Annotated in this window: 29 protein-coding genes and 1 pseudogene; 21 read left to right on the top strand and 9 right to left on the bottom strand. The window is 70.9% G+C overall.

Translation table 11 applies throughout. From position 1 onward, the window contains the following. Positions 1-7 precede the first annotated feature (7 nt). The 21 genes and pseudogenes from JS756_RS16580 (at position 8) to JS756_RS16480 (ending at position 17077) form a co-directional block, all read left to right on the top strand. Complete coding sequence (locus JS756_RS16580) at positions 8-541, top strand: ATP-binding protein (RefSeq protein ID WP_024126757.1); 534 nt, start codon at positions 8-10, stop codon at positions 539-541. Between the two features lie 56 nt (positions 542-597). After that, complete coding sequence (locus JS756_RS38570) at positions 598-1083, top strand: DUF5999 family protein (RefSeq protein ID WP_234388945.1); 486 nt, start codon at positions 598-600, stop codon at positions 1081-1083. Next, positions 1080-1580 carry a DUF6302 family protein gene (locus JS756_RS16570; RefSeq protein WP_159054188.1) on the top strand — a complete coding sequence of 167 codons (501 nt, stop codon included), beginning with the start codon at positions 1080-1082 and terminating at the stop codon, positions 1578-1580. The genes JS756_RS38570 and JS756_RS16570 overlap by 4 nt, the downstream gene beginning before the upstream one ends. Positions 1581-1667: 87 nt before the next feature. Beyond that, positions 1668-2108, top strand: a complete 441-nt coding sequence (locus JS756_RS16565) for a hypothetical protein (RefSeq protein ID WP_053761310.1) — start codon at positions 1668-1670, stop codon at positions 2106-2108. Between the two features lie 291 nt (positions 2109-2399). Next, positions 2400-3317: a Scr1 family TA system antitoxin-like transcriptional regulator gene (locus JS756_RS16560; RefSeq protein ID WP_205383874.1), complete on the top strand. Its 918-nt coding sequence runs from the start codon at positions 2400-2402 to the stop codon at positions 3315-3317. Next, positions 3314-3601: a hypothetical protein gene (locus tag JS756_RS16555; protein ID WP_205383873.1), complete on the top strand. Its 288-nt coding sequence runs from the start codon at positions 3314-3316 to the stop codon at positions 3599-3601. The genes JS756_RS16560 and JS756_RS16555 overlap by 4 nt, the downstream gene beginning before the upstream one ends. Further along, on the top strand, positions 3598-5460 hold the full coding sequence (locus JS756_RS16550) for a glycoside hydrolase family 15 protein (RefSeq protein ID WP_205383872.1): 1863 nt from the start codon (positions 3598-3600) through the stop codon (positions 5458-5460). The genes JS756_RS16555 and JS756_RS16550 overlap by 4 nt, the downstream gene beginning before the upstream one ends. 139 nt (positions 5461-5599) lie before the next feature. Continuing rightward, positions 5600-6925: a histidine kinase gene (locus tag JS756_RS16545; RefSeq protein ID WP_200402252.1), complete on the top strand. Its 1326-nt coding sequence runs from the start codon at positions 5600-5602 to the stop codon at positions 6923-6925. Next, complete coding sequence (locus JS756_RS16540; RefSeq protein ID WP_024126765.1) at positions 6918-7349, top strand: roadblock/LC7 domain-containing protein; 432 nt, start codon at positions 6918-6920, stop codon at positions 7347-7349. Before JS756_RS16545 ends, JS756_RS16540 begins: the two co-directional genes overlap by 8 nt. Positions 7350-7375: 26 nt before the next feature. After that, complete coding sequence (locus JS756_RS16535; protein WP_024126766.1) at positions 7376-7702, top strand: DUF742 domain-containing protein; 327 nt, start codon at positions 7376-7378, stop codon at positions 7700-7702. Then, entirely contained in the window at positions 7683-8282 is a 600-nt protein-coding gene (locus JS756_RS16530; RefSeq protein ID WP_200402251.1) for a GTP-binding protein, read from the top strand. The genes JS756_RS16535 and JS756_RS16530 overlap by 20 nt, the downstream gene beginning before the upstream one ends. Then, a complete protein-coding gene (locus JS756_RS16525) occupies positions 8279-9529 on the top strand; it encodes a cytochrome P450 family protein (RefSeq protein WP_205383871.1) in 1251 nt (416 codons plus the stop codon). The genes JS756_RS16530 and JS756_RS16525 overlap by 4 nt, the downstream gene beginning before the upstream one ends. Next, positions 9526-10761 (top strand): cytochrome P450 family protein, encoded by a 1236-nt coding sequence (locus JS756_RS16520; protein ID WP_307790714.1) that lies wholly within the window; start codon positions 9526-9528, stop codon positions 10759-10761. The genes JS756_RS16525 and JS756_RS16520 overlap by 4 nt, the downstream gene beginning before the upstream one ends. A 93-nt stretch (positions 10762-10854) precedes the next feature. Then, positions 10855-11370 carry a LuxR C-terminal-related transcriptional regulator gene (locus JS756_RS16515; protein WP_069086972.1) on the top strand — a complete coding sequence of 172 codons (516 nt, stop codon included), beginning with the start codon at positions 10855-10857 and terminating at the stop codon, positions 11368-11370. Beyond that, positions 11370-11951, top strand: coding sequence for a hypothetical protein (locus JS756_RS16510; RefSeq protein WP_205383870.1), 582 nt, complete (start codon positions 11370-11372; stop codon positions 11949-11951). Before JS756_RS16515 ends, JS756_RS16510 begins: the two co-directional genes overlap by 1 nt. A 215-nt stretch (positions 11952-12166) precedes the next feature. Then, positions 12167-12496: a hypothetical protein gene (locus JS756_RS16505; protein WP_205383869.1), complete on the top strand. Its 330-nt coding sequence runs from the start codon at positions 12167-12169 to the stop codon at positions 12494-12496. A 34-nt stretch (positions 12497-12530) separates the two neighbouring features. After that, positions 12531-13136: a DUF6624 domain-containing protein gene (locus JS756_RS16500; RefSeq protein WP_205383868.1), complete on the top strand. Its 606-nt coding sequence runs from the start codon at positions 12531-12533 to the stop codon at positions 13134-13136. Positions 13137-13199: 63 nt separating this feature from the next. Then, the gene (locus tag JS756_RS16495) at positions 13200-14114 is read left to right on the top strand and encodes an endonuclease/exonuclease/phosphatase family protein (RefSeq protein ID WP_240203862.1); all 915 of its coding nucleotides are present in this window, start codon (positions 13200-13202) and stop codon (positions 14112-14114) included. A gap of 25 nt (positions 14115-14139) precedes the next feature. Then, positions 14140-15036, top strand: a complete 897-nt coding sequence (locus tag JS756_RS16490) for an endonuclease/exonuclease/phosphatase family protein (RefSeq protein ID WP_205383867.1) — start codon at positions 14140-14142, stop codon at positions 15034-15036. A gap of 122 nt (positions 15037-15158) precedes the next feature. After that, positions 15159-15764 (top strand): annotated as a pseudogene (locus tag JS756_RS16485) (DUF6302 family protein); the annotation flags it as partial. Then, entirely contained in the window at positions 15680-17077 is a 1398-nt protein-coding gene (locus tag JS756_RS16480; protein ID WP_307790713.1) for an NsdA family TPR-like regulatory protein, read from the top strand. The pseudogene JS756_RS16485 and the gene JS756_RS16480, both read left to right, overlap by 85 nt. Before the next feature lie 79 nt (positions 17078-17156). Here JS756_RS16480 and JS756_RS16475 read toward each other — a convergent pair whose 3' ends face one another. From JS756_RS16475 to JS756_RS16435, 9 genes are all read right to left on the bottom strand, one after another. Further along, positions 17157-18260, bottom strand: a complete 1104-nt coding sequence (locus JS756_RS16475; RefSeq protein ID WP_205383865.1) for an SAM-dependent methyltransferase — start codon at positions 18258-18260, stop codon at positions 17157-17159. Positions 18261-18340: 80 nt separating this feature from the next. Continuing rightward, positions 18341-18910 carry a nitroreductase family protein gene (locus JS756_RS16470; RefSeq protein WP_205383864.1) on the bottom strand — a complete coding sequence of 190 codons (570 nt, stop codon included), beginning with the start codon at positions 18908-18910 and terminating at the stop codon, positions 18341-18343. Further along, positions 18907-20181 (bottom strand): cation:proton antiporter, encoded by a 1275-nt coding sequence (locus JS756_RS16465; RefSeq protein WP_205383863.1) that lies wholly within the window; start codon positions 20179-20181, stop codon positions 18907-18909. The genes JS756_RS16470 and JS756_RS16465 overlap by 4 nt, the downstream gene beginning before the upstream one ends. A 67-nt stretch (positions 20182-20248) precedes the next feature. Continuing rightward, positions 20249-21115: a dimethylarginine dimethylaminohydrolase family protein gene (locus JS756_RS16460; RefSeq protein ID WP_205383862.1), complete on the bottom strand. Its 867-nt coding sequence runs from the start codon at positions 21113-21115 to the stop codon at positions 20249-20251. Positions 21116-21245: 130 nt separating this feature from the next. Then, positions 21246-21677 carry a GFA family protein gene (locus JS756_RS16455; protein ID WP_205383861.1) on the bottom strand — a complete coding sequence of 144 codons (432 nt, stop codon included), beginning with the start codon at positions 21675-21677 and terminating at the stop codon, positions 21246-21248. Continuing rightward, positions 21677-22507, bottom strand: coding sequence for a DUF3865 domain-containing protein (locus tag JS756_RS16450; protein ID WP_205383860.1), 831 nt, complete (start codon positions 22505-22507; stop codon positions 21677-21679). Before JS756_RS16450 ends, JS756_RS16455 begins: the two co-directional genes overlap by 1 nt. Further along, entirely contained in the window at positions 22504-23829 is a 1326-nt protein-coding gene (locus JS756_RS16445) for a JmjC domain-containing protein (RefSeq protein WP_205383859.1), read from the bottom strand. Before JS756_RS16445 ends, JS756_RS16450 begins: the two co-directional genes overlap by 4 nt. A gap of 66 nt (positions 23830-23895) precedes the next feature. Next, the gene (locus JS756_RS16440) at positions 23896-25041 is read right to left on the bottom strand and encodes an inosamine-phosphate amidinotransferase 1 (protein WP_205383858.1); all 1146 of its coding nucleotides are present in this window, start codon (positions 25039-25041) and stop codon (positions 23896-23898) included. A 110-nt stretch (positions 25042-25151) separates the two neighbouring features. Continuing rightward, positions 25152-26198 (bottom strand): fatty acid desaturase family protein, encoded by a 1047-nt coding sequence (locus JS756_RS16435; RefSeq protein WP_205383857.1) that lies wholly within the window; start codon positions 26196-26198, stop codon positions 25152-25154. Between the last annotated feature and the right edge of the window lie 8 nt (positions 26199-26206).

Here is a 26206-nt window from a genome sequence, read left to right as displayed (position 1 = left end):
GCAGCTGATGAACGTGCAGTACCCGATGGGCGGCCTTCGTGGGGCGCGCACCATTTCGGTGGTGCGCGGCGGCCGGAAAGCGATCGCCCCTCCGTCCGAAAGCGACAGCACCCCGACCTGCCGGACCCGTGACTTCCAGATGGCGACAGAGATCCCAGCCCAGGCGGAGGCCGTCGCCGGAGCGCGTCATCAGCTCGGCACGCTGCTCGAGCGCTCCGGACTGTCCGAATGCGCTGACACAGTCATGCTCGTCACCCAGGAACTGATGGTGAACGCCATGGTCCACGGGTGCGGAAACAAGCCGGCGCTCCGATTCGCCGTACGGGCCACGCATGGGCACGGATGTCTGCGGGTGGAGGTGGAGGACCCCTCGATCGAGCAACCTCATCCGCGGCCGCCGTCTGCGGATGAAGAGGGCGGCCGCGGGCTGCACCTGGTCGATTCCCTGGTCACCCGATGGGGAACCGACAGCTCCGCGCCGGGGCCTGGCAAGACAGTCTGGTTCGAGCTGGACCTGGCTCCCGAGGAGGCCGCGTCGTGAGTCTCCTCCACCTCGGCCGTCGCCCGGCCTCCTCCCCCTCCGTCACTCCCCGGTCGGTGATCGCCGCTGCGGAGGAGACGTTGTCGATGGTGTTGTCGGACGGCGCACCGACTCCCGAGACTGACCAGGACATTCACGACTTGATGCTGCGGCTACGGGGTCACCTCATGCAGTTGGGGGCGATGGCGCCCGACCGGTCCCGTGCTGTGGCCGAGGTGATGAAGATGGCCCGACAGCGTGAGGTCGAAGTGCCGGACAGCTGCGCCCGGGCCCTGATGCCCCTGGCGAAGTTCGCGACGGCCGTGCGCACGGTGCTCTGGACCCTTCGAGCAGAAGGGGCGTTGTGCGAGCACTCGACCCCGTGCCCGCCGGCCAGCGCAGCCGATCACCTGGCGGCAAGCGTCTTGATCGGCCACCCCGGGGCCGGCTGGAGTGTGCTGTGCAACGGCGTGATCCTTTTCGAGGACACGGGATACCTCCTGCCAACGGGCGGCGCTGTCGGCCCGCGACGGCCTCTACCAGGTGGGGCGGTGACGACATGACCCCGTCGCCCCCGTCCCCCGTCCAGCAGCTGGACGTACGGATTCTCCCCGCGACGGCCGCCTGCGACTACGAGTTCTGGAAGGCCAGACTCATCAGCCCCCATCTCCTGCGTGACGCGGTGGCCGTGGCGCTGCACCGCCTCCCGCTACTGGCAGTCCCGGTCGGCGCAGACCGCCGCAGTGGTCACATGGACATGCTCGACCCGGGCTTCGCCCAAGTACTCGCGCACGCTCTGCGGGGACGTCCCGGATTCGAGCGGCCTGTCGCCTCCGGCCAGCTCGTGCGTTGGGGCGATCCGATGCCGGACAACCTCGCCCCGGACGCACACCGCCGATTCCAGGGCCTGCGTGAGCATCCCAGGCGCCCGGCTTCCATACGGCCCCCCGCCGGACACGGGGGGCACGACTTGGGTCTTCCCCCGCCCAAGTCGCCGCCCGGAAGACAGCCCACTCCTCCCCGGGCCGTCGTCCAGGCAGGCGCCGCGCCCACCCCCTGACGCTCGCGGCGCCCGTCCCGTTCTGGTGCCGCACCGGCCCCCTACGGCGCGGCACCAGAACACCCCTCACTCACTGGAGCCACCCTCATGACCTTAGGTAGTGACTTTCCGTGGAACATCGCTCTCAGCGAGCGCCCGCCTGCCGTGGTTCCGTCGGATGCTGGCGTGGTGCGCGTGGGCCTGGCGCTCGGCCTGCGCGCGATCGACGCCCTGGTCGCTGACGGCTCGGATGTCGGGCCGGTGAAGTACTGCCTGCTCCACCACAGGCTCCTGGTGCCGGTGGAACCCGGCTCAGTCCACCGGTGGAGGGCCGCGCACTCCGACTGCGTCCCCGCACCCAGGTCCTGGGGCTGTGACGCCAGCGGCTACCGCGGCTGTTCGGGCCTATGGGTTACCCGCCCCGGCATACCCCTGATCGAAGCCACCGCAGCCGAGGCGCTGCACGATGCACTCAGCCGGACCCGCGCCAGCCTGAGTTCAGCCCTCAGCACGCCCTACCCGCGTCACCGGCAGGTGTGCCGTGCCTAAACCTGCGTCGAGGAGCAAGCGCTGGTCAGCCTGGCGTCCCAGCCGTGGTCAGCTGCGCATCCTCACCTTCACCCTCGCGATGGCCACCGTCATCTGTGCCGCATCCGCCCCGAGGCAGTGATGGCTCCCACCGGATTGGCGCGCTGATCGTGACCGCCATGGGCGCCCTGGCGCACCTGAGCCCAGGCGAACCGCTCGGCGAACCCCGCCCACGCCCGGAGACCGCCCGCCGTCCCCGCCACATGCCCCCTCCTGACCTGCCCGAACACTCCACGCAAGGACCATTCCGCCATGCTTTACGCTGCTCCGTCGCCACCGGCCGAGGCTCCGCAGCCTCCTGCCCGGATCGTGACGGGCCTCTACCTGCGGTACCTGCGCGAGACGAAGGGCATCACGCTGGAGGCCGCGGCCCACGCCATCAGGATGTCCACATCAGCCGTCAGCCGGTGGGAGCGGGCCCAGTCCCCTATACGGCCGGACGTGCTGCGCACGCTCCTACGGCTGTACGGCGTTGCGGGCGATCACACGGACTTCCTGGTGAGCAGCCTGCCGCCGCGGGCCTACACCCGCAGCGGGCGCGAGGAACGAGGCTACGTCCGGCGTGCCCCGCACGACTGCTGGGCGGATGCGGCCCGTGACGAGGCGACGGCCCGCTACATCGCCGTGATGCGGACGGCGAGCGAGGTCACCCAGTTCTGCATGATGGCCCCGGCGGGCTTGCGAACCCAGGAATACGCGCGGGCGGTTCTTGCCCCCGAGGTGTGTGCCACCCCCGATGAGCCCGTGTTGGGACTTCCGTCGTGGGTGCACCGCGTCCCGTGGGTCGCAGAACAGCGGCGGACCGTGCTCCTGGACGAGACCGTGCTCACCAGGGGAAGCCGCCAGGCAGCGGTGATCGCCGAGCAGCTTCGGCATCTGGCCGGCCTCGTGAGCCGGGAGGAGCCCGGCCGCGGCCTGGCTGTCCGCATCCTGCCGATGAACCCGGTCCTGTTCATCCACACCATCGGCCCGGTCGCCGAGGTGACCGTCCATGGGCACCGCATGGTGGCCGGCGTCGGCCTTTTCCCCAGCTACGAGACCGGCTCCCGTGTCGCCCACCTTGTCAGCGCCGGCCTGCGGGAAGCCGTGGACGCCGCTTGGACCCGCGAACAGACCCGCGAGGAGCTCGCGTGCGCGGCTGAGGCCATGGAGCGGAGGCCCGCTTCATGAACGTCGCCCGACTGCTCGCGGCCCTGCTCGGCACGGCCCCGCCTGATGAGCCCATGGCCCGGCTGCTCGTCCTCGATGAGGAGGCCTTCACCCAGCGCGTCCGCCTCCCGTACCCCGCCGACGGCGCGGACACCACGGGCGACCTGCTCCGCTCCTGGACGCCGCTGGAGACCAACGGGCCCGTGACCGCCGCATCCTGGCGTCGCCCCGCTCCCTTGCACGAACGCATCGACCACTCCCACGCCTACGCCATCCTCGCCTCGCCTGGAGACCGCACTTCATGACCACCGCGACGCCGATCCCCCTCGCACCGTCGGTGCGCCGTCCGCGCATCGAGGACTACGCCCTCATCGGAGACATGCAGACCGCTGCCCTGGTCTGCCGGGACGGCAGTGTCGACTGGCTGTGCCTGCCGCGCTTCGACTCGGCCGCCGTCTTCGCCGGCCTACTCGGTACGGACGAGCACGGGTTCTGGCGGATAGGCCCAACCGTTCCTGCGGGCGAGCCCGCCGCGCACGCGAACCGCCGCCGCTACCGCGGGCAGACGCTGATCCTCGAGTCCGAGTGGGACACTGCGACCGGCACGGTCCGCGTGCTCGACCTGATGCCGCCGCGTCACGAGCACGGTCCGCAGCTAATCCGGATCGTGGAGGGCGTCTCCGGCACGCTGGAGATGACGTCGACAATGAGCCCACGTGTCGGCTACGGCCGGCGCACGCCGTGGATCTACGACACGGACGGGCGGACGGCCGCGGTGTCCGGACCCGACGCGCTCTGGCTCGACACGTCCGTGCCGGGAACGGAGAAGGACGGTGCGGTCCACCACCGCTTCACCGTCACGGCCGGCGCGTGGGTGGCCTTCACCCTGAGCTGGCAACCGTCCCACGCTCCCGCGCCCGAGGTTCCCGATGCCGAGGCGGCGCTCACGCAGACAAGCGCATTCTGGGAAGCCTGGGCCGAGCAGCTGGTCTACGACGGCCCGCACCGCGAGCCGGTGATCCGGTCTCTGATCACGCTGAAGGCGCTCACCTACGCCCCCACCGGGGGAATCGTCGCTGCCCCGACGACCTCCCTGCCCGAAGAACTCGGCGGGGAGCGCAACTTCGACTACCGCTACGTGTGGCTGCGGGACGCCGCGGTCACGCTGTCCGCGCTGCTGCGGACCGGATGCCGCGACGAGGCGATCGCGTGGCGGCGGTGGCTGCTGCGCACACTCGGCGGCGATCCGGAGAACCTGCAGATCATGTACCGCCTTGACGGCCGCCGCGACATGCCCGAGCGGGAGCTGCACTGGCTGTCCGGTTACGAAGGCTCGAGTCCGGTCCGTGTCGGCAACGGCGCACGAGACCAGCTGCAGTTGGACGTGCCCGGTGAGGTCATCGAGACGCTGGCTCTGGCGCACGAGCACGGCGTAGCCCGGTGCGAGAACACCGAGAGCTTGATCATGAAGCTCGTCGACTTCGTCCGACGGCACTGGCGCAAGCCGGACGACGGGATCTGGGAGGTCCGCGGCGGCCGACGGCACTTCACGCACTCCAAGATCATGTGCTGGGCGGCCATCGACCACGCGGTTCGGCTCGCCGACCAGGGAGTACTCGACGCCGACCTGGCCGAGCTGGTGAGTCTGCGTGAGGAGATCCACGCCGAGGTGTGTGCGCGCGCCTTCGACTCGCAGCGCAACACGTTCACTCAGTCGTACGGCTCCAAGGAACTCGACGCCTCGCTCCTCCTGCTGCCCCGCACCGGGTTCCTGCCGGCCGACGACCCGCGGGTGGTCGGCACGGTCGACGCTGTCCGCAGGGAACTCGCCTCCGACGGCGTCCTGGTCCACCGCTACCGCACGGACGGCCGGCATGTGGGCATGGACGGGTTCTCGGGCGACGAGGGCGCGTTCCTTCTGTGCTCGTTCTGGCTGGTCGACGCGCTCGCCCTCACCGGCCGACTGGATGAGGCCGAGGCCCTGTTCGAGCAACTGTTGTCGCTGCGCAGCGACCTGGGCCTGCTCGCCGAAGAGTACGACCCTGTCACGAATCGGCAGTTGGGCAACTTCCCTCAGGCGTACTCGATGCTCGGGCTCACCAACAGCGCCGTCCTGCTGGCCGAGATCCGCAAGACGGCGGCCGCGCCGGTGATCGCCGCGTGAGCACACCGACGAGCGTCGCCGGTCCGGGCTCCTGGTCGTCTTGGCCCGGTCAGCTCACAGGCCGCACGCCAGTTCTCCAGCCGCGTCTCTGCGCCGCCGCGCGCCGCCCACAGCCGACCCCGACGTGTGAGGAATCCCCATGCTCGATCCGCAGGTGACCACGGCCATATTCGGTGTCGGCTTCGCCGCCACGTCAGCCGGTCTCTTCGCGCAGACCCGCGCCAAGCGTCTTCTGGCTTCGCGCTGCGCGGGGCTGGAGAAGCAGCACGAAGCCGACGGCACGCGCATTGCCGCGCTGGAGACGGAGGTTCGTTACTTCGCCGAGGTGACGATGCCCGCTCTGGTGGACGTCCTGGCGCGCGGGCACCGCGGTGTGCCGGTCCCCGGGCTCAGCCAGGAGCAGCTCGCTGGCACCGTCGTCGACCACGCGCACCAGGCCGTGAGACGGCTGCTGCAGGAGGCTGTGGCCGTCACGCGCGAGCAGATCGGGCGCGCGGCCAGGTCTTCGGTGCGCGACATGATCGACGAGGCGCAGACCGGTCTACACCGCTGCCAGATGCGTGTCGTTGAGGAGATGGAGCGCCATCCCGACGGCACGGCGTACCACCAGAGCCTGATGAACTTCGATCACCTGGTTACCCAGTCGCTGCACACGCTGCAGCGCATGCGGATCCTGACCGGATCGTGGCCGGGGCTACAGCGCGCGGACTGCACGGTTCGCGAGGTTGTGGAGTCGGCTCGCGGGCGGATCAGCGACTACCTGCGGGTCAGCTACACGTACGAGCCGCGCACCGGGGAGACCTGGCTGGAGGGGCGGGTCGTCGAGCCGGTCACCGTCGCGCTCACGGAGCTGCTGTCCAACGCCACGGCGTTCTCCGACGGCAAGGTGTTCGTCGAAGTGCAAGCGTTCCAGACCGGGTACTGCATCGTCGTCGACGACGGCGGCCTGAACATGAACCGCTTCCAGCGTGAGGAAGCGAGCCGGATGCTGGGGCAGCGCGATGTCCTGGACGTCACCACCGTGCAGGACACCGGCCAGCTCGGATTTGCGGTCATCGGCCGTCTCACTGGCGAATACGGCTTCTCTGCGGACGTCACCAGCACCTCCCCGTACGGCGGTGTGCGGGCGGTACTTCGAATCCCGCTGGAGCTGTGCGGGCACGGCCCGACCGACGAGGAGATCGAGGCCAACCGCCACGCGGCCGCGTCCCTTGCCGGGCACACACCCCTCCCCATGGGGGCTGCTGCGGCCGCCGGACCGACAGATGCAACTCCTTTGGAGCCAACGGCTCCTGGAGGTCTGCCCCAGCGGCGGCGGCGCACGCCGGTTGCCACCGCGCCGACCCGGGCCAGCGAGCCCGCACCGGCGGACGACCCCGATGCGTTCTCCGCCAGCCTTGCCCAGCTCGGGCGGACCATCCACGACACCGAGAACACCCCTGAAGGAGACCAACTCCATGACTGAGCAGCAGCAGCCGACCGCCGACACCCACGACATGACCTGGGTGCTCAACCGCCTCGCCGGCTCGAAGGGCGTCGAGCACGCCGTCCTGTTCACCAGCGACGGCCTAGTGCTGGCGCACTCCGAGGGACTGCACCGCGACGTGGCCGACCGGACCGCCGCCAGCTCCTCCAGCCTGTTCTCGCTGGGCCGCGGCGTCGGCGAGTTCGCGCCCACGCCCGACGACACGATCCCCCGCAAGATCATCATCGATCTTCCCGGAGCGTGCGTCCTCGTCTTCGCCGCCGGCCACAACTCGGTGCTCGCCGTCTCGGTCGGTGCGGAGATGACCGACGCCGAGGTAGCGGTCGCGTCCGCTGAGACGATCAAGGCCATCAAGGGCCTGGCCCCTGCGCTGTCCGCGCGCGCGAGGGCCCGGACCTCGTGACGCCCCGCGGCCGCCGGCGCGCCGGGATGGTACGGCCCTACACCCCCACCGGGGGCAGGGCCGTACCCACCCGTCGCACCCTGGACGTGGCCACGCTGCTGATCGCCGATCCGAACAAGCCGCTGGCCGGACTGGACGCTCACTCCCACCGCCTGATGCAGCACTGCCTGCCCGGCGTGCTGTCGCTGGCCGAGGTGAGCGCCGATCTGCAGTTGCCGGCCGCCGTGACGAAGGTCTTGGTCGCCTCCCTCGTCGACAGTGGCCACCTCCTCAGCCGCAGCCCTGTCCCCGCCGCGCAGCAGACCGACCGTCATCTGCTGGAGAGGATTCTCGATGCGCTTGAAAAGCTCTGAGGGCCACTACCTGGCGCCTGGGGTCAACCAGTCCGTGAAGGTGGTCGTGCTCGGGCCGTTCGCTGTCGGTAAGACCACCCTCGTCGGCGCCGTGTCCGAGATCCGTCCCGCCTCGACCGAAGAGCGCATGACGAAAGCTGGCGAGGCGGTTGACACCCTGCGCGGCCTGTCGGACAAGACCACCACCACCGTTGCGCTTGACTTCGGCCGGCTCACCCTGACCGACGACATCGTGCTCTACCTGTTCGGCGGCCCCGGCCAGCCCAGGTTCAGCTTCATGGTCGACGAGCTGATGCAGGGCGCACTGGGCGGCGTGGTCCTGGTCGACACCGCACGGATCACCGAGTCCTGGGACGCCATGGGACGCATGGAGGAAGCTGGCCTGCCCTACGTGGTCGCCGTCAACACCTTCGACAACTCCCCACGCTACGGCGAAGCCGAACTGCGACGCGCCCTGGACCTCGCCCCTTCCACGCCCCTGGTCGAGTGCGACGTCCGGCACAGGGAGTCGGCAAAGAGGCCGCTGATCGCGCTCATCTCTCACCTGCTGTCCCGCCCCAGCCTGGAGCCCGCCTCATGACCACGCCGCCCCCGCTCGCCACCAGTGGCTGCCCCATGCTGCACGGCGCCGCATTCGCCGCCCGCCCAAGCGCCGTCTACGATCAGCTGCGCGCCCAAGGCCCGGCCGGATGGGCCGAGATCGCCCCCGGCGTGCACGCCCTGGTCGTCACCAACCACCGGGCCGCCGTCACACTTCTCAACGACACCGCCGTCTACTCCAAGGACTCGCGGCTGTGGGCTGCCCTGGCACAGGGGCAGGTCCCCCCGGACAGTCCGGTGCTCGGCATGATGGCCTGGCGGCCCTCCGTCCTCTACACCGATGGTGACGAGCACGCCCGCCTGCGCTGGGCCATGGACGACTGCATCGCCCGGATCAGCCCCCACCGGCTCAGGGAGATCACCCGGCGCAGCGCGCTGACGCTGATAGCCCGGGTCATCGCCCGCGGTCAGGCCGACCTGATGGCCGATTTCGCCGACATGGTGCCCATGCTCGTCTTCGCCGAGCTCCTTGGCTGCCCGCCCGAGAAGACCGATCAGATGGTGCGCGCCTGCCAGGACCTCATCAGCGCTGGCCCCGAAGCCGCCCAGGGCGCCGCGGACTTCGCAGGACTGCTTTTCGAACTCATCCAGCTGCGCCGGGCGCGGCCCGGCCAGGACCTCACCTCCTGGATGATCAACCATGGCGCGGCGCTCAGCGACGACGAGGCGCTCAACCAGCTGTTCTGCGTCACCGGCGCCGGCCTCATCCCTGCCGCCGCCGCCACCGCCTGGACTCTGCACCTGCTGCTGCGGGACGACGAGTACGCCGGCAGCCTCGCCGCCGGCACGCTGACCGTGCGCCGGGCCCTGAGCAAAGCGCTGTGGGAGCGCGCGCCCATGGCGAACTTCTCCGTCCATTTCGCCCGATATGACACGTACCTCCACGGTGTTCCTGTACCGGGCGGTGTCCCGGTCCTGATCTCCCACGCCGCTGCGAACACCGACCCCGCACTGCCGAGAGGCCTCAGCTACGACAGCCAGGCGCACCTCGCCTGGTCGGCCGGGCCGCACCGCTGCCCCGCGATCTCCCAGGCCACCACGATCGTGCAGACCGCCGTCGAGACGATCCTCGACCAGCTGTGGGACATGGCGCTGACCGATGAGAGCGCCCAACCTCTGCTGCGGCACGGCCCCTTCCACCAGTGCCCGCAGACGATGCCCGTCACCTTCCGCCCCAAGTCCGCCGACCGCATCCCCGCCACTGCCATTGCAGGAGGAACCTCGTGACCAGAAGCACCTCCCCTACCGCGGCCGTCACCCTCGACAGCAGCGGCGGCCGCGCCCTGTTCGCCCAAGCCGACATGCTCCGTGCCGCCGGACCCGCCGTCCGCGTCCGTCTGCCTGGTGCCGTGAGTGCCTGGGCCGTCACCCGCGGCGCCGTCGCCAAGGTGCTCCTCACCCACGACAACGTGTCCAAGGACGCCCGCAAGTCCTGGCCCTCCCACACCCCCGGCTCCATACCGTGGCTGTACCCGTGGGTGGACGTCGTGTCGATGTTCACCTCCGACGGCGCCGACCACCAGCGCCTGCGCCGACTGGTCGACCGCGCGTTCACGCCCGCCCGCATCGAGGCCATGCGCCCCGCCATCCACGAGATCGTCACCGACCTCCTCGATCACCTGGAGACGCTCGCCCCCACCGGCCCCGTCGACCTGCGCGCGCACTTCTCCTACCCGATCCCGACCCGGGTGATCTGCGACCTCTTCGGTGTGCCCGCCGAACAGCGGCCCGAGATGCTGCGCGTGATCGACTCCGTGCTCGCCACTGACGTCACACCTAAAGAGGCTGAGGCCATCAAGCGTGATCTCGGCAAGGCCATGCAGGCCCTGATCGACACCAAGCGCAGCCACCCGGGCGAGGACATGACCAGCCTGCTGCTGGCCACCCACGAGGAGGACGGCGACCGCCTCAGCCACACCGAGCTCATCTCCACCCTCATCCTGATGATCGGCGCCGGCAGCGAGACCGCCGTCGCCCTCATCAACGCCGCCGTCCGCGAACTCCTCGCCCACCCCGACCAGCTCGCCGCCGTGCTGGCCGAGCCGGCGCGCTGGAGCGACGTCATCGACGAAGCCCTCCGCCTACACCCCCCGATCATGTACATGCCGCTGCGATACGCCACGGCGGACATCGACCTCGGCGACGGCGTCGTCATCCGTCAGGGGGACGCGATCATCATCGGCTTCGGCGCCCACGGCCGTGACCCGGACATCCACCAGAACCCCGAGGCCTTCCGCGTCGACCGGGAGGACAAGCAGCACCTGGCCTTCGGCTACGGCATTCACTACTGCCTGGGCGCCCGCCTCGCCAAGCTCGAAGCCGAGGTCGCCCTCCCGGCCCTGTTCCAGCGCTTCCCCCAGCTCGCCCTGACCGGCGACGTCAACGACCTCGAGCCGCAGCGGTCCTTCATCGGCACTGACGTCACCGCGCTGTCCGTCGCACTGCATCCCAAGCCGTAACGGCACCCGGGCGCGTGCCGGGGAGCCCTCGCCCCGGTACGCGCCGACCCCCTTCGACAACCCACCCGCCCTCCCCCTGTCTCAGGACCGCCGATGACCACCACCGACACCCCGCCCTCGCCCGCCCTCCTCACTCACGACCAGCAGCGCGTCGCCGCACGACTCGTCTACGGAGCCTCCAACCAACTGATAGCTCGCCAGGTCAACTTGACCGTGTTCACGGTGGCCAGCCACCTCGCCGCTGCCCGCCGCAAGCTCGACGTCCCGAACTCCTCGCGCGCCGTCCTCACCCATGCCCTGCTCACGGCTCGGGAAGTGCCGCCGCCCTCCACCACCGGGCCGGCACCGGAATTCACCGAGCACGACCGGCAGGTCATCCGCGCGGTCGCCGAGCACACGCTCAACAGCGACATCGGTGGTGCGATCGGAGTGCGCGCCGACGACGCGCGCGCGGAGATCGACGCCGTCGTAGCCAAGGCGGGCGCCCACAACGCGGTCCACCTCGTCGGCCTGGCCCGCGCCTGGGGCATCCTCACAGACACTGCCCCGCCCCGCCTCCGCAGCCAGCCCGTGCCCGCCGCTGCCACGGCCACGGCAGGAGCAGCGTGATGGCCACCGTCGGCACACCGGCGTACGCGATGCTTCCGGTCCGCACCGGCGCGGCAAGAGCCGAGGCCGCGGCACTCGCCCAGGAGACCACCCGCAGACTCGCCGAGCAAGGCATCGACCATCCTGCTGATCAGCTGGTCGCCCTCATCCGGTCGCAGGCCACCGTCACCGGCCTCTACGACGACGGCGAACTCGCCGGATGTCTCGTCGTGCACCCCGGCGCGGATCTGCCGCACTGGAGCCATGGCTGCCCGGGCCCCGGGATCTGGGTGTCCCTGGTTCCGCCGGTGCCGGGACACGACGACCAGGCGGCGCGACTGCTCACGCTGTGGCTCGCCGACCACGCGGCACAGCACGGCTTGGAGTGGGTCTGGTGGGAGGTCCCAAGTGACTCCCAGACCCGCGCGACGTTGCTGGCCCTGCTCCGTGATCTTGGATGGGAGGATCTGCCGCCTGTCCGCCGCGCCGACGGCGAACGCATCACGCCTCTACGACTGCGCGCCGAGCCGCGCCCCGCTCCCACCGTGGCGATCTCCGCTGCTGACGACGCACTCCCCTTGCCGGAGGTGAGCGCCCGATGAACACCCATGCACCCACCCTGTCTGCCGCTGCCGACCCGCGCCAACGGCCGCCCGACGGTGTCCGGACCCTCACCCCTCGGACCCTCACCCCTCGGGCCCGCAGCCAGCGCCCCGCACCCGTGCCGCCGTGGCGCCCCGCAGGAGCGCAGGCTCTTGCTCGGCAGAGGACCGCCATCAACCAAGCCGCACTGCGGCAAGTCGACGGGCCGCCGCACGTGGTCTTGTATGCCCTCACCCGTGCAGACCTGGACCCGCACGACGACCTCGCCGCCGCCCAGGGACATGCCGCCCGGCACTCCTTCACCGTCGCCGACCGGATCGTCGACACGCTCGACGGCCACGGGGACGGCGACGACCCCACCCTGCGGCGCGGCTACGCCCGTGCGCTGCGCCTCCTCGCCGACCCAGCCTCGCCCGTCCGCGGCGTCGTCGCCGTCAGTCGCACTTCGGTATCCCCCATCGACCGGATCTATGAAGCCCAGCTGCATTGGATTGCCGCTCGGTCGGGCGGGCTGTGGCTGGTGCGCGCCGAGACCGACATCTGACCAGCCGGACCAATCGAGAGGCAGACGCATCACCATGACTACGCCCGGCAGCCCGCCCAACTGGCCCGCCATCGGCCGCGAGCTGACCACGCGGGCCGAGATCGCCAGGGAGTCGTGGCGCACGCCCGCCCACCGCCGATCCGCCACGCCTGCGGACGTGTTCGCGGCGGCCCGGAAGGCAGACGCCGACAACGCCCTCTTCCTAGGGGAGATCGTGGTCCGGTACGGCTGGCCAGGGCGGTCCCAGGTCGGTGAGAACGGATGCCAGGCCGCAGTGGCCATTGCTGTTCACGCCGATCAGGACCGCCAGCTTCAGAGCCGGTTCCTCGCCGCCTTGCACGAGGCGGCGCAGCAAGGCGAGGCGACGCCTGCCCAGTGGGCCCACGTGCAGGACCGGATGCTCGTCAACAGCGGGCAGGCGCAGCTGTACGGAACCCAGCATTGGTACCGCCCCGACGGGCTCCTCGAACCGCACCCGATCACCGATCCCGCCCAGCTCGACGCCCGCCGGGCCGACGCGGGCCTGCCGCCGTACACCGAACAGGCCCGCCGTCTGCGTGAGCGGCACGGGCCAATCGCATCCTTATCCGCCCCCGCTGCGGTGGGGCCCGCTCCTGCACCCGACGCACGCGCGGCGTGACCGCGCCACCACCCCAGCCCGAGTCGGTCCTGCGAGCCGCAACCCGCCCAAGGAGATGCCCTCTTGTCCCTTGCAGAGCCCCCTTTCGACAACGAAATCCGCATCGTGTGCTGGAACGTCGAGCACAACGGCGGCGGTCGGCATGGAGGGGAAGACCACCGCGACCTGGCCCGCGACATCCTCGTCTCCATCAAACCGCACGTCGTGCTGCGCCAGGAGCTGACCGGCGCGTGGGACCGAGGAAAGGCGGACCTGTACGCCGAGGCCAACCGGCTCGGTGGCCTCACGCCGTTCATGGCCGCCCCGCGGGAAGGACGCAGCCATAACCCGGTCGGCGTGATGGTCGACCCCAACCTGTTCTTCGTCGACGGCGAGTTCGAGCACGACATGCCGTGGAAGCCGATCTGCAATCCCCGCGTCCGCCTCAAGGGCTGCGCGAAGCCGATCGACCTCGCCTCGGCGCACCTGTGCCACTTCGACCCGGACCTGCGCGCGACCGAGGCGCGGCGGCTCACCACCCTCGCCGACAACTCCCGCAGCGCCCTGGTCGGGATGGACGCCAACAGCTACCCGCACCGCACGGACCTGGAATCCGTGGCGCTCCCGGACTGGGACAAGGTCGAGGACCGCGTGCACTACCAGCACCGCACCATCGAGCGCGCTGGCCGACGTGTCTCGGACACTCGACCGGACGAGATCCTCTCCGGCGGCAACCCGGTCTTCACCGACCTCGGCCTGCACGCCGCCACGGCCCTCGGCCAGCCCGGCGCGCTCACGGCTACGGCGAGCCTGAAGCGCACCGACCAAGGGCCCGCCCAGCGCATTGACCGCATGTACTGCACCCCCGACCTCGCGCCAGCTCTGACCGCCTTCGAGGTCCTGGCGAACGACGACGTGCAAGCGGTCTCCGACCACGCCCTGCTCCTCGCGCGGTTCGACCTCGAAGTCCTCCGCCGAGCCCTCACGCCCACCCGCTGACACCTCTACCTCCGGGGAGACCTTCGTGCTCATCAACGCGGCGATCTGCAATTTCGAGAACAACGGCGGCGGCGACCGCGACCTGTGGCAGCGCATGCACGACCGCCTGGCCTCGCTCGACCTGCACCTGCTCCTGCGGCAGGAGATGTGGGGCGCCCACGACAACGGCAACGCGCTCGCGGACGCGGCCGAAGCCGTGCTGGGTATGGTCGGTTTCATCGGCCGCGAGTGCTGCACCGCCGTCTACCACGACCCGAAACTCTTCATCCCGATCAGCGAGTACCCGAATACCGGTCCCGTGTGGGCGCTCCCGCCGGCCGTGTGCAGCTTCCAGCTCGCCGGAACGGCCCCCGACGCCACCCCGCTGATCGTGGGCTCCTACCACCTCAACTACTGCTCCACCACGACGCGCCTGGCGGAGGCCGAATGGCTGACCAAGTGGAATGACAAGTGGGTGAAGGACGGCGACCGGTACGTCCACTACCCTGCGCTGCTCGGCGGCGACAACAACAGCTACCCCGCCGTCGGCACTCCGGGAGACCCCGCCCCGCCCGTCCTGGAGGAGATCCGCGACGAACCCCACCAGGCGCACCGTTCCTACCTCGGGCCGGACGGCGTGCGCCGGATGGACGACCGCCCAGACGACACCCTGCGCACCGCCGGCCTCCAGGACGTCGCCCGGCACCTCGTCGCGGCCACGGGTGACACCAGCGCGGTCGCGCCCACGGTCGACGCCTGCGACACCCACGGCCCGGACGCGCGCGTCGACCGGATCTACGCCAGCCAGCAGCTCTTGCCCGCCGTCCGCGAGGTCGAGGTCGTCGACATGAAGGGCCTGTCCGACCACCACACGGTCGTGGTGCGCCTGGACCGGGACACCCTCACCGAGATCCTCAACCACCCGCTCACCCGGGCGGCGTGACCGATGTCCACGACGCGAGGCCCGCACCTCCTATGCCGCGCTCCCCGCTGGCGCGAATCGCCGCTCCGCTCTGCCGCCCCTCACCCGAGGAGTGCGCTGAGGACTAGGCCTGGTTCCGGGCACGCCTCGCCGACCCGAATCTCCTCGACGGCGCGGTTGGGGTGAAGGTGGACGGCGCCGTACTCCTTGGGGTGCCCGCCGGCGGTAGCCGCCGTGCCGGCTACCTGCCGGTGGGCAACGTGGCCGATGCCGTGCGCGTAAGTGCGGCCCTGCGGGGCCGGCCCGGATTCCCGCGCATCCGACTCGGCCTGTCGGTCCACCGAGACACCTGCCACACGGTCAACTGGGGTCCGTGCGAGTCCAGGAACGACGCTGAGCGGGGCAGGCACTTCGGGTACGCGCCGTCCGCCATCGACACCTTCGTCCGCCGCCGCTCGATCCCCGACCACCCGGCGGCCCAGGCGGAGCACGACCCGGATCAGGACGACCGGTGGTCCTGGTACCAGGATCCGCTGAAGTCGACGCTGCGCGACCTCGGCGGCTGCCTCGCCGTGATCCTTCTGGGCGTTCTGATCACCCTGCTCGTCTCGGCAGCCAAGGCGAACGCCACCGGTCCCACCTCTACTTCCCCTCCCTCCTCAACGTGGAAGCCAACCGTCGAAACAGCGCTTTCGGCAGGCACCACTTCGCCCTCTCCACTGACCTCACCCCGATGGGCGGCGCGATGACGAAGCCGAGATCAGCGAAGGCGGAGCGCAACGAGGTCTTACTCAAGCATCTGGAGACACTGGACTGGTCCATCAGCGGCTTCGCCCGCCGGATCGCCGCTCGATGCGAGGCCATCCACCTGCCCTACACGGTGGTCACGAGCACCGTCTCGCGATGGTGCAAGGGCGCAACCCCCAGCGACGACCTCGCGGCCGCCGCGTGCCATGTTCTGTCCAATGCCCTGCACCGGGTGGTGACGCCGGAGAGCCTGGGCTGGCCGTCCCACACCGGCCTGGTCGCGGCGCAGTCGCTGGAGTACCTGGACGTCCCTCACGCCGTGCGGATGCTCTCGAAGCTGTGGGCCCTGGACGCCATGCGCCGACGCAACGTCGTCAAAAGCGCATTCTCACCTAGCGTTTTCGGCCCCGCCTCAAGGGAGGCGCTCGTCATGCCGGCCGACGCCGTGATCGGTGGTCACGGGCAGCACAAGGTGACCGCGGCGGACATTGACCTTCTCGACGAACAGACGCGGTTGTTCGGCAAACTCGACTCCCAGCACGGCGGGGGCAAGTTCCGCGGCGCGTTCGCGTCGATGATGGACACGCACGCCACGCCGATGTTGAACGGAAGCTTCTCCGCCCGGACTGGGCACCGGCTGTACGGCAGCGTGGTCGACGCCGTCCTCGCGATGGCCTCGATGGCCTACGACGACCAGCTTCCCGGCCTAGCCCAGCGTTACGACCTTCAGGCGATGCGGCTGGCCCAGGCAATCGGCGACCGCGCCCGCATCACCCGGGTCCACATCCACCAGGCCCGGTTGGCGGCGACGCAGGGAGGGCAGGCGGATGTGCTCGCTCACGCACGTAGCGCTGTGCTGGCGGCCAGTGGAGCGCCGCCTCTGGTCAGGGCCTACGCGTGCGTGACCGAAGCCCGGGCGTGGGCGCTGAACGGTCACGCGGACCAGGTTGTGGCGGCGGTGAAGCGGGCCCGCGAGTTCTTCGTCCGCGCGCAGAGCAGCACGGGCCCGGCCTGGCTCGAGTGGTTCGACTTGCGTGAGCTGGAAGGACAGGCGGCGTGGGCGTTCGCCGTCGCCGGACTGGCCGAGCAGGGTGCTCAGGCCCTGAAAGAGGCCTCGGCCCTTCCGTCGGACCGGACGCGCGACACGGTGGAACTCTTGATCACGGAGGCCGAGCTGGCGCGGCTGCGCGGTGACTCGGCCGAGCACATGGCGGCGGCGAGGCGGGCCTCCCAGGCCTCGCAGCACCTGATGAGCCGACGGCTGTCCGAGCGCCTGGACCGCCTGAACGCGGGCGAGCCGCTGCGCGACTTCTGACCTTCTTCGTCCCCCGCCAGGACGCCCCGTGCCCGGGGCCGGGGCCGCGATGTACCGGAGGCCGCGGCCCGGTGGCCGGTCAGCCCGCGGGGAAGAGGTCCCGGTAGAGCGAGTGGGACCTGAAGGCGCCGCCGTGATGCGGGGAGATCAGAGATCCGCGGCGCTGTTGCCCGTCGGCGGTGCGCAGGACAGCCTGGAGCTGATAGTCCGGGTGAACACGGTCGTCGCTGAGGGCGGCCGCGAAGGTGAGCTCCAGGACATCTCCGGGCTCGACCGGCACGGGACTGTCGAAGAGCGGCAAGTAGATGGTGGCCCAGTTCGTCTTCATGCTCAGTGCGTCGAGAGGCTCTTCGTCCGGCAGGCACCAGAGGTTGAGCCAGGTGAGCACGCCATCCACGAGGCCAGACCGCGTGATGGCCAAGTGCGTAGTCGTACGCTGCTGCGTCTGCAGGTCACCGTTGAAGTCGAGCACCTCGATGGGAGCTCCCTCGGAGAGCAGCGCGTCGGCGGGCGGGTTCTCGACCCTGAGTCGTACGTCGAAGGGGCTGCCGTGCCAGCCGAAGATGCTTCGTAGGTACGGGAGTGCGGCCTCGGCGAACGCCACGGGCTGTTCGGGGAGCAGGTCGGACAGGCGGACCGCGGCGGCCAAGGTGACCGCGCGGTGGGGGATGACCAGCCCGCCGGGTTCCAGGAGGCGGGTGCGGGCGTCGGCCAGGACGGCTGCCGCGCCTTCGGCGCCGGCGAGCGAGCCGATGATCTCGGCGACGCAGACATCGGCGCGGGGGGCGAAGCGGAGTCTGGTCGACTCGCCGAGCAGGAGCGTGATCCGGTCCGGGGACTCGAGGGCCGGCAGGTTGGCGGCCGCCTTGTGGAACGCGTCCTCGATGACCTCGATGGCCACTGCGTGCCGGGCTCCGGCCTGCACGCCTTCGCGTGCCCAGAGCAGGTCCTGGCCCGTTCCGATGTCCAGGATCCGCCGGTCTGGTGCCAGGTGCGCCAGTGCCGCGCGGAACCGGTGGTTGCGCTCGTCGTCGGTGGTCATGGTCGTGTAGAGGAACGGGTCGTAGATCGGGTACTCCCCCACGCTCGGCCACAGGGCGGGGCGGCCCTCTCGTTCGGGGCCGGGGTCGACGCGCACGCTCAGGGTGTGCCCGGGGATCTCGATGTGCTGGATGTCGCGCACGGTCTGCCTTTCGCGGAGGTTCGGCGTCCGCCCAGCTCCGCTGCCGCGACTGCCGGCGTGTCGTGTGCTGGGTGACGGGCTCAGATGCCGGTGGTGTGCCAGGTGATCCTGGCGGGGGTGTCGAGCGGCCGCCGGTCGGCGGCGTTGGAGGCGCACCGGGTCCCGACGTAGAGCCAGCCCAGGAGCTGTTCGTCCTCGTCGACGCCGAGGTACTTGTGGACCTGGGGTGCCCGGACAGCGGCGCCGGTGCGCCAGATCGAAGCGAAGCCTTGGCTGTGCAGGAGCAGCGAGAGGGTGGTGACCATGCCGGTGGTGGCGGCCAGTTGCTCCCACTCGGGGACCTTCGGGTGGTTGGGCACGGGCCGGTGCACGATCGTCAGGAGCAGGGGCGCGCGCAGGGGCTTCGCGGCGGCGCGGCGGGCCTGTTCCGGTGTGTCGGCGGCTTCGCCGAGCGCGCCGCCGAGTCGGGCCCGCTCGTCGCCGCTCACCGCGACCACTCGCCAGGGGCGAAGCCGCCCGTGATCGGGTGCGGTCGCCGCGGCCTGGACGAGGCGCTCCAGTTCGGCGGGGCCGGGGGCTGGCTCGGTCAGGCGGGGTGCGCTGCGCCGGGTGAGGACCGCGTCCAGGACCGGGTTCGGGGAGCGGGTCATCGGGTCGCCTCCCCGGCCGGGGCGCGCTCGGGATCGTCGTGGGGTGCCGGCGGGGTCATTCGCGGGTCGTCGCCGGCCACGCGCCGGAGGATCGGGGCGGTGGCCGCGGTGGTGATGACGGTCATGATCACTAGGAGGGTGAACAAGGTCTCGGTGATGACGCCGGTCTGCAGGCCGATGCCCAGGACGACGAGTTCGGTCAGGCCGCGGCAGTTCATGAGCGTGCCGACGGCGGCCGCCCAGCGCCAGTCGGAGCCGGTGAGCCGGGCGGCACCGGCCGCGCCGCCCCACTTGCCGACGACGGCGACGGCGAGGATGGCCGCGCCCCAGCCCCACTGTCCGGCGGGCAGGGTGGAGAAGTCGGTGTGCAGGCCGGCGTCGACGAAGAACAGCGGCAGCAGGAGCGGCAGGACGACGGTGCGGATGCGTGCGGCGCTGCGTTCGACGGCCGGCAGCCCGCGGGGGGCGGCGGCGCCGAGCAGGAACGCGCCGAAGGCGGGGTGCACGCCGATCTGGTCGGTGGTGTAGGCGCTGAGGCAAAGCCCGGTGAAGAGGAGGGCCAGGACGAGTTCGTCGCCGGTGCGGCCGGCGCGCTCGAGCAGGGTGCGCAGCAGCGGGCGTATGAGGGTGAGGCCGGCGGCGAAGGCGGCGGTGAGACCAAGGGTGGTCAGGGCCGACAGGGCGGTGCCGGTGGTGGCCAGGGCGACGGCGGCGGTGAGCAGGCACCAGGCGAGGGCGTCGTCGGTGGCGGCGCAGGCCAGGGCGAAGGTTCCCAGAGGCGTGGTCTCCAGGCCGCGGTCGGCGAGGATCCGGGCGAGGACCGGGAAGGCGGTGATGCTCAGGGCGACGGCGACGAACAGGGTGAACGGCAGCCGCTCGACGCCGTCGGGGGCGAAGTGCGGGTAGAGGGCGGCGGCCAGGGCGGCGCCGAGGGCCATGGGGAGCAGGAGTCCGGTGAGGCTGACCGCGGCGACGGCGCCGCGGGTGGTGCGCAGGCTGCGCAGGTCGAGTTCTAGTCCGGTCAGGAACAGGAAGGCCAGGAGGCCGAGGGTGCCCAGGGCGGAGGTGACGGGCAGGACCGAGGGCGGCAGGAGGTGCTGCTGGACGGTGGGGGCGAGCCAGCCGAGCAGCGAGGGACCGAGCAGGGTTCCGGCAAGGATCTCGCCGATGACCGGAGGCTGGCCGAGCAGCCTGACGGCCCGCCCGCCGGCCTGGCAGGCGAGGACCACGACCGGGACGGCGAGGAGCACGGGCAGCAGCGGGTCGGACACGACAGCTCCAGGAGTCGGGCGAAGAACCGCACGGCGGTGCGGCGGCCGGGCGGGAACCAGGAGTGGATCAGGCGCGGGTCAGCGGCAGGGTGGTGCAGCGCAGCGAGCCGGGGATCCGGGTGACCTCGGAGTAGTCGACGGTGAGGATTTCGAGTCCGCGTGCGGCGAGCTGCCCTGCGATGCGGTCGCTGCCAGCGGTGACGATCACGGTGTCCGGAGCGATCGCCAGGACGTTGGCCTGGACGGCGCGCGCCTCTGTCTCGGTGACGTCGACGAGGTCGAAGTGCTGCTCGAAGAAGTGCAGTTCGGCGGGCGGGAAGACCTCACGGTGGATGAGGGCGGTGCCGGGCGCGACGATGGTGAAGTGGTCGTCCAGGTGGACGATGCCGTCGACAGCGAAGCGGACCGGGCGGACCTCACGGTCGACGCCGTGGTGGGCCAGTGCCCGTTGCAGCGCCCCCAAGCCCGCGGGGGACGTCTCCTCCCCGAGGCCGACCAGGACGGTGCCGGCGTGCAGGGCGACGTCACCGCCCTCGATGGTGCCCTCGTCCAGGTGGGCGACGTGCGGGGCGCCGGTCAGCAGCGGGGCGAGCGCTTCGGCCTCGGGGAGGCGGTGCGTGGAGTTCAGGCGCGCCATGACCAGGACGTGGTCGATGACGAAGGCGATGTCGCGGGGGTAGTGCTGGACCGGGCACCCCGGCACGGCGTCGAGGAGGGTCACCTCGGTGCCGCGGCCGCGAAGGAGGTCAATCAGGGTGTCCTGCTGGGAGCGGACGGTAGCCGGATCGTACGGCTGCCAGGAGCTGGTGGTCTTCTGGCGGGTCAGGACGGGGTGGACGCCGGGGCCGTCGAGGTCGGGGGTGACGTCGCTGGCGTAGCGCATGGCGACGTGGCGCAGGGCGCCGTACTCGCTGGTGGCGTGCGGAGTAAGCACGATGGTGTCTCCTGGGCGGGGTGCGGGACGGTCGGACGGTGAGCCGGACCCGGCGCAGACGGTCCCAGGAGGGTGCGGGTCCGGGGGCCGGCAGGGTCAGGGCTGCCGGCTCCCGGAGGTCTCGCGGGTGTCAGGCGACGGGGCTCTTCTGGGTGTCGGGGACCTGGGGCAGCCAGTGCACGGCGTCGTCGCGGAAGGACTGGTTGACGGGGACGAGATCGGCTCCGCTGGTGTCGTCCAGGGCGGTGACGACGATGCCGAGCTCGGGGACGTCGCTGTCGATCGCCGCGAGGCGGCTGCCGCAGTTCGGACAGAAGCCGCGCTGGGCCTCGCCCTCGAACGTGGTGTACCAGGTCGGCTCGACGCCGCCTGTCCAGGTGACGTTTTCGGGGGCGAAGCCGGCCCACCACATCATCGGTCCGCCGCCGAGCTTCTTGCAGTGCGGGCAGCTGCAGGTGTGCGGGTAGACGGCCTTGCCCTTGACGGTGAAGCGGACCCGTCCGCACAGGCATCCGCCGGTTCGCTCCTGGGCTGCGGCGACGATGTCGGGGGTGGCGTTCATCAGTTCATCTCCGAGGCGCGGTGGGCGAGTTGAGCCCACCAGTGTGTCATCCCTTCGGTGATCGTCAGCCAGCCGTCGAGGGCCTGGGGCAGGTCGATGTGGAAGAGTTCACTCTCCTTGATGAACCTGGCCAGGCCCTCGATGTGGGCGGCCTCGACGCTCATGCCGCTGACCTGGGCGGCCTCGTGCTCGTCGTCGAGGTGGAGTTCGTAGTAGTAGTGCAGGGCCTTGAGCTCGCTGCCGCTGCGGCCGGTGGTCAGCTCGCCGTAGCGGTTGGTGATGTCGCGCAGGATCTCGGTCTCGGCGATCGCCACAGCCTCGGTGGCGTAGTAGGCGCCTGCGATGTGGCTGGGCATGTGCGAGCCGACCATCCACTGGTGGAGGTTGACCAGCGTCTCGGTCTCGGGGGCGGGCCCATGGCCGTTGACGAGCAGGCCGAGATCCGACAGGAGCGCGTTGGTGTAGAGGACGTAGTGCGCGGGCACCTTGCCGCGCTCGCCCCCCTCCTCCAGGTGGTTGCGGCGCAGCTCGTGAGCGAGCTCAGGGCAGTAGCCCTCCACGGCGGTGGCGGCCGCCTTGAGGAACTGGGCGTTGTAGCGGGCGAACACCGAGAGCTCCTCGATGTACATCCGGGCCTGGCGCTCGTTGAGGTCGGCGGCACCCACCATCTCGGCGATCCGCGCGTACGCCCAGTCGACCAGCGGCGCCAGGTGCGCGGTGACCAGGGCGGTGCCGGAGGTGAACTTGCCCAGCAGGGTGCCATTGACGGCGCTCTGCGTCTCGGGGTGGGCCTTCAGATAGGCCTGGACGAGGCTGTTTTCGGGGGTCACGCGTCGGCGTCCTTGAGGTCGGAGGGGCGGGGGGTCAGGTGCAGGCCGCCGGTGGCTCCCAGGGCGCGGACGGCGGTCAGGAGCTCGGCGTTGTCGGGCAGGACGAGCGTGTCGCCGCGGTTGAGGGCGGTGGCGGTGTCCCGGTCCAGGCCCGCGCCGTCGAGAGCGATCCCCGGCAGGTGGCCGCGCAGCAGGACCTGGTGGGAGTCGCCGTCGTCGTCGAGCAGGGTGGTCACCTGGTAGGGGGCGATCACGCGGATGCTGGCGCCCGGCGTGACCTGCTCGGGGTCGAAGGCGTCCGCGGCTTCCTGGCGGGAGAGGTCGCCCTCGACGAGTTCCCAGCCGCCGTTGCTCAGCAGCGTGGCCCACCGCTGCTCGGCGTGTCGGCGGGCGACGCCGCGAACACGGTCGGCGGCGACGGTCAGCAGTTCGCGGCCCACGCCGGCCAGCCGGTCGGCGACGGCGCCGGGCCCCGTGGCCATGTCCGCCATCGCGGAAGGCTCGTTGAGCGGGTCGTCGGGCCCGTCACCGGCCAGGTCGGCGAGGACGTCCGGGATGATGCGGCTCTGCAGGATCTGCGCGTATGGGTAGGTGTACAGCGGCATGGCCACCGAGACGGAGAAGGTGTCCTGGGTGCCGACGTGGAAGACCCGGCGGGGCAGGAAGAGGGCGTCGCCCGGCTCCAGCAGGAAGTGCTCGGCTTCCTCCAGCAGCGCGCGGTAGTCGCCGTAGGTGGGCTCCTTGCTGCCGGTGAGCTTCTCGTACTGCTCGGCGGGCCAGCAGTAGAAGTTCTTGGCGTTGGGGCCGAGGTGGACGAGGAAGGCGTCCTCGTAGCCCTCGTGGATCCCGAAGGCGGTGCCCGCGTAGTTCCCGGCGAAGGCGACCTGTTCGGCGCCGCCCAGCGGCAGGCCCCACCCGTCGATGAGGGTCTTCAGGAAGGTGCCGAGGCCGGCGGCGAGGGCGGGGCTGACCGTCTCCAGGTTGTTGATGACCAGGGAGAACCGCTCGGCGTTGGCGAGGTCCTGCATCCACGGCACGAAGGCGCCCACGCCCCCGTCCCAGGACGGGGCGGTCAGCGCCTGGGGCAGAAGGTCGTCGCGGCGGTCCTCGCCGACGTAGACGCGGGCGTGCGCCTTGATGTCGGTGCCAGCGGCGTGGGCCCGGCGGATGGCCTCGAACCCTGCCAGGACGTCGTCCGGTCCGGCCGCGGTGGCGGGGATGATGCCCTTGAAGAGGAAGGGCGTGGTCCGCCCGGCGGTGTGGTCGGGGAAGGTGCCGGTCCAGAAGGTCTGGTCGGGCGGCCAGGGGTAGGCGGTGTCCATCAAGAATCTCCTGACGTCGGGGCGGACTGCCGTGTTCGACGGAGCCGTGGCGAGGGGGCGCCGGGGTTAGCTGAGGTAGTCCTCGGGGCCGCCGCGGCGGACGGTGTCGAGGGTGAAGCAGTGGAAGCCGCCGCCGAACAGCCGCCGGTGGCGGTGGCGGACGGGGACGACGGTGAACCCGTGGCCCTCCAGGACCTCGATCAGTTCCGGGTAGAGCGAGTTGACGACGACGGTGTTCTCGTCGATGGACAGCAAGTTGATGTCCATGTACCGACTGCCGATGGGGATGACGAAGCCGAGGTCGCTGTAGTCCGGGAAGTTGCTGTCGTCGGTCTCGGGGGCATAGATCACGTCCCAGGACTGCATGGCCGCGGGCAGGTACTTCAGGTAGGCCGGGGAGCGCAGCAGCATCAGGCCGGGGCGCAGCGGGACCAGGACGCTGTCGATGTGGTTGTCGGCCATCGCGTCCAGGCGGTGAAACCGCAGGTCGCGGATGTTGTCCCTCAGCCAGCGCAGGGCGAGTTCGTGGTTGTGGTTGGCGACGTTGACCAGGACGTCGCGGCCCAGGCGCATGCACTGCGCGCCGTCGAAGACCATCTCCAGACCCAGGCCCTCGATCGCGCCGGCGCTCTCGCTGTCGGTGGCGCGGCTGACGTCCAGGTTCTGGCGAGTGAAGTAGGCGGTGTCCAGGGAGTCGCGGGCCAGGGCCGGGCGCGGCATGCTCAGCCAGTTCGCCCCCTCCTGGTAGTAGCGGTAGAAGGCGGGCTTGAGCAGGTCGTTCTCGAAGATGCGGGCGCGGACGTGGGGCGCGGTCTCCACGATGGTGTTGCCGAGGATGATGGTCTGGTCGCGGACGTTGAGCGGCGGGGTGGCCCTGGCGTCCCAGTGCGGGGAGCGGATGTCGATGTCCTTGCCGGGCGCCGCCGGCCGCAGGACCTTCACCCCGCATCCAGTCAGGGCGTCGGCCAGGCCGGCGATGTCCTCGTTGAGCTCGTCGACCAACTGCCCGGGGATTGGCAGCAGTTCCTCCCCTGACGGGGTGGCATGCCGGCCGAGGACCGGGGCGACGTTGTCGTAGAAGAACAGCCGCCACGAGGTGTCGGTGTGGTGGGCGTCGTAATGCTCGGCGCGGCCGAGGACGACTTCGTCGAGCCGGGTGAACTCGTCGAAGCTGTTCAGGGCCGTCGGCGAGGCAGGTGCGGGCTGGGGCATGGTGGGCCGCCTCCTCGGCGGCGGGTGACGGCGCCCCCTCGCCTGCGGCGCGCGGGTGCGCGGCCGGGGGGCGGTGCCGTACAGGGTTCGGAGGTCGGGCGAGGACGAGGTCAGGCGACCGAAGCGTGCTGGGACGGGGTGCAGGCGGCACCGGGAGCAGCGGCGAGCCGGGTGATGATGTCCTCGATCACGCACGGTTGGTCGGGGGTGGAGCGCCGCCGGAAGAAGTAGCCGGAGCACCACGGCACTTCGCCGAAGCGCGGCAGGTTCTGCGCGGCAAGGGCGCGGGCCTCAGGCAGGCGCCGCCAAGGGATCTGAGGGCACCAGTGGTGGATGGGGTGGAACATGTCGTCCAGGTGGCCGCCGAGCAGGTGCCGGGTGAGCCAGTGGGAGGTCCAGCCACGGGTCTGAAGGAGGACATCGCCGTTCTCGATCAGCCCGGCGTGGTTGCCGAGATCGGTGATCCAGGTGACGACCGGCCGCACCAGGACAAGGGGGAGCAGCCAGTAGAGAAGGAGGTACGGCACGCCGCCCACGGGCCACAGCGTGGCGACGACGCCGGTCCACAGCACGGCTCGGGTGGCCAGGGCCCGCCAGGTCTCCCCCGGCGCGCGGGTGACCAGGGCCAGCACCGCGGTCTTCGGCAGCCGCCACAGAGCGTTGCGCACGATGACCCGCAGAACGAAGGCGCGGCGGCTGGGCGCCCGGCCCGCGGCGCGGATGTTGCCGGCGCGGTAGGACTGGAACATCGGGTCGTCGTCCGAGCCGAGCTTGGCGTGGTGGACGTAGTGGCTGCTTCGGTAGGGCTCGAAGCCTTCGCCAAGCAGGCCAGTCAGGAGGTAGCCGACGATCCGGTTGGCGCGGCGGGTGGCCATGAGCTTGGAGTGCACGCACTCGTGGCCGAGATTGGACAGGTGGCGCTGGCGCACCCCGATGTAGCACACGGCGAGCAGGGGGCCGGCGACGTGACCGATGAGGTGACCGGCGATCGCTGCGGCGGTGATCGCCATGAGGTCCCAGGTGACGTCCCACAGGCCGATGGTCGGGCGCCCGCAGAGCTTCTCCAGGTCGGCGATGAGCTGCTGCCCGAGGGCCTTGCGCACAGGGCCGGAAGCTCCGGTGCCGCTGCGGGTCCTGCCGGCGGCGGGGCTGCCCATCAGGTTCT

The sequence above is a fragment of the Streptomyces actuosus genome (genome assembly GCF_016921115.1).
Taxonomy (GTDB): Bacteria; Actinomycetota; Actinomycetes; order Streptomycetales; family Streptomycetaceae; genus Streptomyces; species Streptomyces actuosus_A.
This window is presented reverse-complemented; position numbering and strand designations above follow the sequence as displayed.